The 7,777-nt window shown below is 66.5% G+C and carries 6 protein-coding genes; 2 read left to right on the top strand and 4 right to left on the bottom strand.

Translation table 11 applies throughout. The annotated features are described in order from the left end of the window. Positions 1-93 precede the first annotated feature (93 nt). Together aceB and ACV22W_RS22355 are read right to left on the bottom strand one after the other, a co-directional pair. Positions 94-1,686, bottom strand: a complete 1,593-nt coding sequence (gene aceB, locus ACV22W_RS22360) for a malate synthase A (RefSeq protein WP_448021798.1) — start codon at positions 1,684-1,686, stop codon at positions 94-96. Positions 1,687-1,753: 67 nt separating this feature from the next. Next, positions 1,754-2,515, bottom strand: a complete 762-nt coding sequence (locus ACV22W_RS22355; RefSeq protein WP_448021796.1) for a haloacid dehalogenase type II — start codon at positions 2,513-2,515, stop codon at positions 1,754-1,756. A gap of 153 nt (positions 2,516-2,668) precedes the next feature. Between ACV22W_RS22355 and ACV22W_RS22350 the strand changes: the two genes are divergently transcribed. Together ACV22W_RS22350 and ACV22W_RS22345 are read left to right on the top strand one after the other, a co-directional pair. Continuing rightward, positions 2,669-3,574: a LysR family transcriptional regulator gene (locus ACV22W_RS22350; RefSeq protein WP_448021794.1), complete on the top strand. Its 906-nt coding sequence runs from the start codon at positions 2,669-2,671 to the stop codon at positions 3,572-3,574. 159 nt (positions 3,575-3,733) lie between these two features. Next, the gene (locus ACV22W_RS22345) at positions 3,734-4,168 is read left to right on the top strand and encodes a universal stress protein (RefSeq protein ID WP_057929788.1); all 435 of its coding nucleotides are present in this window, start codon (positions 3,734-3,736) and stop codon (positions 4,166-4,168) included. A 224-nt stretch (positions 4,169-4,392) separates the two neighbouring features. On the opposite strand, the gene aceA is transcribed toward ACV22W_RS22345, so the two are convergent. Together aceA and ACV22W_RS22335 are read right to left on the bottom strand one after the other, a co-directional pair. Beyond that, positions 4,393-5,700 (bottom strand): isocitrate lyase, encoded by a 1,308-nt coding sequence (gene aceA / locus ACV22W_RS22340; protein ID WP_448021792.1) that lies wholly within the window; start codon positions 5,698-5,700, stop codon positions 4,393-4,395. A 372-nt stretch (positions 5,701-6,072) separates the two neighbouring features. Next, positions 6,073-7,614 (bottom strand): DEAD/DEAH box helicase, encoded by a 1,542-nt coding sequence (locus ACV22W_RS22335; RefSeq protein ID WP_448021791.1) that lies wholly within the window; start codon positions 7,612-7,614, stop codon positions 6,073-6,075. Positions 7,615-7,777: the final 163 nt, after the last annotated feature.

Below are 7,777 nucleotides of genomic sequence, written 5' to 3'. Positions count from 1 at the left end.
GCGGGGCGCTTTTTTCATGCCGCCGTGTTGCGTGTCGCGCGTCGCGCGACCGGCGGGCAGGACGGGGCGAGCAGGTCGACCCGGTCCGCTTCGTCAGATTTCCTCGTACAGCGGCAGCGTCAGGAATTCGGTGAAGCCTTCCGACGTCGACATCTGTTCGAAGATCGCCGCGGCACGCTCGTACGGTTGCGTGTTGCCGCCGACCGAACGCTTCACGTTCTCAAGCTCGGCCTTCGCGAATTCGCGTACGAGCTCAGCGGTGACCTTGCGGCCGTCGTCGAGCACGCCCTTCGGCGAGCGGATCCACTGCCACACCTGCGAGCGGGAAATCTCGGCGGTCGCCGCGTCTTCCATCAGGTTGTGGATCGGCACGCAGCCGTTGCCGTCGAGCCAGGCGCCGAGATAATGGATGCCGACGTTGATGTTGTTGCGCAGGCCGGCTTCGGTGATCGGTGCTTCGGGCTGGAAGTCGAGCAGGTTCTTCCCTTCGATCTGGACGTCGTCGCGCTGCTTCGCGATCTGGTTCGGCTTGTCGCCGAGCACCTTGACGAATTCTTCCATCGCGATCGGCACGAGGCCCGGGTGCGCGACCCAGCCGCCGTCGTAGCCGTCGGTCGCGTCGCGCTGCTTGTCCGACCGCACGCCGCCCATCGCCTTGTCGTTCGCTTCCGGATCGTTCTTGATCGGAATCAGCGCGCTCATCCCGCCGATCGCCGGCGCGTTGCGTTTGTGACAGGTCTTCAGCAGCAGCAGCGCGTATGCGCGCATGAACGGCACCGTCATCGTGATCTTCGAGCGATCGGCCAGGCAGAAGTCGCGGTCGTTCTTGAACTTCTTGATCGCCGAGAAGATGTAGTCCCAGCGGCCGGCGTTCAGGCCCGAGCTGTGTTCGCGCAGCTCGTACAGGATCTCGTCCATCTCGAACGCCGCGAGGATCGTCTCGATCAACACCGTCGCTCGGATCGTGCCGCGCGGCACGCCAACTGCCTCCTGTGCGACGACGAAGATGTCGTTCCACAGGCGCGCCTCGAGATGGCTTTCCATCTTCGGGAGGTAGAAGTACGGGCCCGAGCCGCGCGCGATCAGTTCCTTCGCGTTGTGGAACAGGAACAGCGCGAAATCGAAGATGCCGCCGGACACGCGCTGGCCGTCGACCGTCACGTGCTTCTCGTCGAGGTGCCAGCCGCGCGGACGCACGATCAGCGTCGCGACCTTGTCGTTCAGCCGGTACGACTTACCGTTCTGCTCGAGCGAAATCGTGCGGCGCACGGCGTCCTTCAGGTTGATCTGGCCGTCGATCTGGTTCGTCCAGTTCGGCGCGTTCGAATCCTCGAAGTCCGTCATGTACGAATCGGCGCCGGAGTTCAGCGCGTTGATGATCATCTTGCGCTCGACGGGGCCGGTGATCTCGACGCGGCGGCATTGCAGATCGGCCGGCAGCGGCGCGACCTTCCAGTCGCCTTCGCGGATCGCTTTCGTATCGGCCAGGAAATCGGGGCGTTCGCCGGCGTCGAGGCGCTTGGTGCGCTCGACGCGGGCCTGCAGCAGTGCCTGGCGGCGCGGCTCGAACGCGCGGTGCAGCGCAGCGACGAGTGCGAGCGCTTCAGGCGTCAGGATCGCTTCGTAACCCGGCTTGATTTCGCCGGTGATCGCCATGCCTTGCGGCAGCGTGATCGGGGTGCTCATGAGTCTCATCTCCTTGGTCGGTCAGTTGCGGTTTCGGTGAAAGGGGGAGGCGGCAGCGCCGCGAACGTCATGCGCCCGGGCCGGGGCGCGCGCGGTTCGCGGGTCTGCCGGACGAAGCCGGGGTGGCGAGGAATGCGAGCAGGTCGGCCATGCCGCTGCCGGTGCCGTCGGGCGGCACGCCGAGTTCCTCGGCGGGCGCGCCCGTGCGGTTGAGCCAGAACGTCGTGTAGCCGAACCAGGCGGCGCCCGCGACGTCCCAGGCGTTCGACGACACGAACACGATGTCGCGCGGATTCGCGCCGAACGCAGCGGTGCCGAGTGCGTACGCGACCGGGCTCGGCTTGTACGCGCGCACCGCATCGGCGGACAGCACACGATCGAACAGGCCGGACATGCCGGCGCTCTTGATCGCGATGTCGAGCATCTCCGGGTTGCCGTTCGACAGGATCGCGAGCGGCGGGCGCGGTTCGAGCGCGCGCAGCTTGCGCAGCGCGGGCACCGTGTCGGGATAGGTGGACAGGCACGCGTATTCGTCCATCAGCCGCTTTTCGGCCGCGCTGTTCAGCGCGAGGCCGAGCAGGCGCGCGGCGAACCGCAGCGCGTCGAGCGTGATGTCGCGGAACGGCCGATAGCGGGCGCCGGACGGATCGGCGAGCGTGCGCAACTGCGAGTATTCGATTTGCTTGCGTCGCCACAGCTGCGATAACCGCTCCCCGTGACCGGGAAACATCTGCTCTGCCGCGGCCACGACCGCATGCACGTCGAACAACGTGCCGAATGCGTCGAAGAGGATTGCGTCGGGAGAGGAGAGTGTCGTTGTGGCCGACATAGCCTTGCGCTCCAGTTTCAGAGGTCGGGTCGATTCTATTCGTGATAACAGGTGCTAAAAAAGACGCTAATCATCACTTGATCTTTTACTTTCATATACATAATCTTGACCGCTCAAGCTATTTGAAGGGCGGCAGCGCCGCCCTGGCGAGTCATGGACCGGTTCAAACAGATCGAAACGTTCGCCGCGGTTGCGGCGAAGGGCAGCCTGTCGGCGGCCGCGCACGCGGAAGGTGTCGCACCGGCGATCATCGGCCGCCGCCTCGACGCGCTCGAGGAGCGGCTCGGCGTCAAGCTGCTGGTGCGCACGACGCGCAAGCTCACGCTGACCTTCGAGGGTTCGGCCTTCCTCGAGGATTGCCAGCGGATCATCAACGACATGCAGAACGCCGAGGCGAGCGTGTCCGCCGGCGGTGTGAAGGCGAGCGGCCACCTGCGCATTTCCGCACCGGCCGGCTTTGGCCGGCGCCACGTCGCGCCGCTCGTGCCCGAATTCAGCGGCGCGCACCCGGACGTGTCCGTCACGCTCGATCTGTCCGACCGCATGGTCGATCTCGTCAACGAAGGGTTCGATTGCGCGGTGCGGCTCGGCGAGCTGCCCGATTCGTCGCTGGTGTCGCTGAAGCTCGGCGAGAACCGGCGCGTGTGCGTCGCGTCTCCCGCGTATCTCGCGCGGCGCGGCACGCCGGTCACGCTCGCCGAACTCGCGCGCCACAACTGCCTCGCGCTCGCCGCGAACGCGAACCAGCAGCGGGGCTGGGCGTTCCAGGAGGACAGCAAGGTCGTGTCGATTCGCGTGAACGGCACGATGGAATGCTCGGACGGCGCGGTGCTGCACGAGTGGTGCCTCGCCGGGTACGGCCTGGCATGGCGCTCGTGGTGGGAAGTCGGCGACGACATCGCTGCCGGGCGCCTCGTCAGCGTGCTCGATGCGTTCGCGGCGCCGCCGATCGGCATCCACGCGGTATTTCCGCAGCGCCGCCACCTGCCGCTGCGCGTGCGCCTGTTTCTCGATTACCTGAAACATACGTACGAGCGGCCGGGGTATTGGGGCGAGTAGGGCGCGCCCGCCCGCGCGTTTCCGATATGAGGGCGAACCCGCTGCCGGCGCCGGTCGCCCGGTTTCGCGCACTACAATCGAAACTGGCATGCGCGACACGCCGGGGTCGGCCCGCATGGGGTCGCGGCGCGCGCGATGCGTCTGACGCAGGAGGGCGCGATGTTCCGGCACATCCTCGTTCCAACCGACGGCTCCGAGCTGTCGCAGAAGGCGATCGACGGCGCGATCGACCTGGCGCGCGCGGTCGGCGCGCAGGTCACGGCCTATGCGTGCCTGCCGCAGTATCCATACTCGCCGTTTTCCGAAGTGATCATCGAACCGCCCGCCGATTTCCGGGCGCGTAGCGAGCGCGAGGCGCGCGCGCACCTGGACGACGTGCAGGCGGCCGCGAAGGCGGCCGGCGTCGTATGCGACAGCTGGACCAGCGTGCATCCGTCGCCGTACCTCGGCATCATCGAGGCAGCTGAACGCGGTGGCTGCGACGTGATCTTCATGGCGTCGCACGGGCGACGCGGGCTCGGCAGTCTGCTGATCGGCAGCGAAACGCAGCGCGTGCTGACCCATACGAAAATTCCGGTGATCGTCTATCGGTAGACGCGGCGCCGTATGTGGCCGCGCGTGCGGCGGCACGGCAGCGCCGCTGAAAAAAAGCGCGCCGGACGAAGCCGGCGCGCGTCGTTGCTGGCGGCCGCAGGCCGCGCGGCGGGTCGCACGGGTCACCGCGCGCCGGCCGTCTCCTCCCTGATTGTTGTCCCGTGCAGCCGATGCCGCGCCGTCGCATGACGGGCGGGCCTCGGCGTGGCGCCTTTTTTCGCGCGTTATGCGACCTTCTTGCCGTCGAAGAACTGTTCGTCTTCGGTCGAGCCATGCAGCGCGGTCGTCGAGGCTTCGCGCTCGACCGTCTGCGTGACCGCGTCGAAGTAGCCGGTGCCGACTTCGCGCTGGTGCTTGACGGCCGTGAAGCCCTTGTCCGCCGCCGCGAACTCGGCCTGCTGCAGTTCGACGAACGCGCTCATCTGCGTGCGGGCATAGCCGTGCGCGAGGTTGAACATCGAGTAGTTCAGCGCATGGAAGCCGGCCAGCGTGATGAACTGGAACTTGTAGCCCATCGCGCCGAGCTCCTTCTGGAACTTCGCGATCGTCGCGTCGTCGAGGTTCTTCTTCCAGTTGAACGACGGCGAACAGTTGTACGACAGCATCTTGCCCGGGAACTGCTTGTGGATCGCTTCGGCGAATTTCTTCGCGTACTCGAGATCCGGCTTGCCCGTTTCGCACCAGACGAGGTCGGCGTACGGCGCATACGCGAGGCCGCGCGAGATCGCCTGCCCGATGCCCGGCTTCGTCCGGAAGAAGCCTTCTACCGTGCGCTCGCCCGTCAGGAACGGCTTGTCGTTGTCGTCGATGTCGGATGTGATCAGATCCGCCGCTTCGGCGTCGGTCCGCGCGACCAGCACGGTCGGCGTGCCCATCACGTCGGCCGCGAGACGCGCCGCCGAGAGCTTCGCGACCGCTTCGCGCGTCGGCACGAGCACCTTGCCGCCCATGTGGCCGCACTTCTTCACGGACGCGAGCTGGTCCTCGAAGTGGACGCCCGACGCGCCTGCCTCGATCATCGCCTTCATCAGTTCGAACGCGTTCAGCACGCCGCCGAAGCCGGCTTCCGCATCGGCAACGATCGGCGCGAAGAAGTCGACGTATCCTTCGTCGCCCGGGTTCTTGCCTTCGGACCACTGGATCTGGTCGGCACGCGTCAGCGTGTTGTTGATGCGCTTGACGACGAGCGGCACCGAGTTCGCCGGGTACAGCGACTGGTCCGGATACATTTCGCCCGCGACGTTCGCGTCGCCGGCCACCTGCCAGCCGGACAGGTAGATCGCCTTCAGCCCCGCCTTCACCTGCTGCATCGCCTGGTTGCCGGTCAGCGCGCCGAGCGCGTTGACGAACGGCTCCTCGTTGATGAGCGTCCACAGCTTTTCCGCGCCGCGCTTGGCGAGCGTGTGCTCGACGGCGATCGAACCGCGCAGGCGAACCACGTCCTCAGCCGTGTAGCTGCGCTTGATCCCCTTCCAGCGCGGATCGGTTTCCCATTGCTTTTGCAGTTCCTGTGCCTGTTGCTGTCGCGACATGATGAGCTCCTTGATGCGGTGTGTTGCCAGATCGGTCGGTGCTGAAGCTGTTCCCGAAACAGGGGCAGAGTGCGTATTGTTTCGGGAAGTCTTGTATAAGAGTCTAGGCAAACCGACCGGAGCGAAACAGGGGGTGGCTCAGGAAGTTTGAAAATTTTTAGTTGTTATTAATCAATATCTTGCAGTTCTGGTTTCACAATTAGAAACGATTTTTCCCATCTCGCAATTGTAAGGTTGTGCCGCGCAGCATGATTTTTTACGACTCAAAAAAATTTTCCGCATCGTGAAATTTGGCGCGGGACGAAAAAAAACCGGCGCGGGTGCGCCGGTCTGCCGAATGGGCGGGGCGGCGCAAGGGCCGCCCGGGCGTGCTTACGACGCCGAATTGCTGCGACGTGGGCCGCCGCTGCGCTGGCCGTCGCGACGCGGGCCGCCATCACGGCTACCGCCCGGCTTGCCGCTCCAGCCGCCGCCATTGCCGCCGCCGTAGCTGCGGCCGTTGCCGCCATGACCGCCGCCCGGCTTGCCGCCGAAACGACGCCCGCCGTTACCGCCGCCCGGACGGCCGCGGCCACCGGTGCCGCGATCGTTGCGCGGGGGAGCCTTGCGCGGCTCGAAGCCTTCGATCACGTTGACCGGCAGCGGCGAGCGCACGAAGCGCTCGATGCGCTTGAGCGCGCCTTGTTCGGCGTGGTGCACGAGGCTCACCGCGGTGCCCGAACGGCCGGCACGGCCCGTACGGCCGATACGGTGGACGTAGTCTTCCGCGAACTTCGGCAGGTCGTAGTTGAACACGTGCGTGATGCCCGGGATGTCGATGCCGCGGGCCGCGACGTCGGTCGCGACCAGCACGCGCACGCGGCGCTCGCGCAGCGCACGGATGGTGCGGTTGCGCGCGCCCTGCGGCAGATCGCCGTGTAGCGCCGCCGACTGGAAGCCGGCGTCGGCGAGACGGCCGGCGAGCTGGTCGGCGTCGATCTTGGTCGCCGTGAAGATGATCGCCTGATCAAGCGCGCCGTCGCGCAGCAGGTGATCGAGCAGGCGATCCTTGTGATCGCGGTCGTCGACGTAGTGTACGGTCTGCGCGATGTTCGCGCGCGACTCGATCTTCGCCGTGATCTCGATGCGCTCCGGATCCTTCAGCAGGCGGCTCGTCAGCGAACCGATCTTGCCGTCGAGCGTGGCCGAGAACAGCATCGTCTGGCGCGACTCGGGGGTCGCGGCGACGATCGTCTCGATGTCGTCGATGAAGCCCATGTCGAGCATGCGGTCGGCTTCGTCGAGCACGAGCATCTTCAGTTCGGACAGGTCGATGCGGCCGCGCTCGAGGTGGTCGAGCAGGCGGCCCGGCGTGGCGACCAGGATCTCGGGGTTCTTCGCGAGCAGCATCAGCTGCTGACCGTAGGCGACGCCGCCGAGGATGCTGACCGTGCGCAGGCGCTTCAGGTGCTTGCCGTAGGTCGACGCGGCCGTGGTGACCTGCATCGCGAGTTCACGGGTCGGCGTCAGCACGAGCAGGCCCGGGCGGGCGACGGGTTGCGGGCGGCGCGCACGGCGGTCGCCCTGGTTCGGGTCGCGCGGCGCACGCGGTTGCTGCGCCAGCGTCTTCTGAAGCTGCGCGAAACGTTCGATCGCGGGCAGCATGAATGCGGCCGTCTTGCCCGAACCGGTCGGGCTCGACACTAGCAGGTCCCGGCCGGCGATGCCGGCCGGAATCGCGCGCTGCTGGACCGGCGTCGGCTTGGCGTAGCCGGCGGCCTGCAGCGCGGAGACGATCTCCGGCGACAACCCGAGCGACGCGAAAGTCGGCTCGTCCGACGCCGGTTCGACCGCTGCCGGTGCGGCGGCGTCGTCGAGACCGAGCGCCTGGTCGGCGATCGCGTTGAGCGGGCTGGAGTTGATGCTCGAAGTCATAACAATCCTTGAAACACAGTGGGTGAAACGTCGGCGCCAATCGCGCATACCCAAGTCGTCGGATTCAGCGAGCAAATCGGGAAACGGGTGCAATCCGCCGAACCGTCGGCGGATGAGGCATTAGAAGCTGTTTTGGGTGCGGCGCGCTTCAGGAGCGGGGCCG

It is taken from the genome of Burkholderia sp. AW49-1 (assembly GCF_053427845.1).
This window is presented reverse-complemented; position numbering and strand designations above follow the sequence as displayed.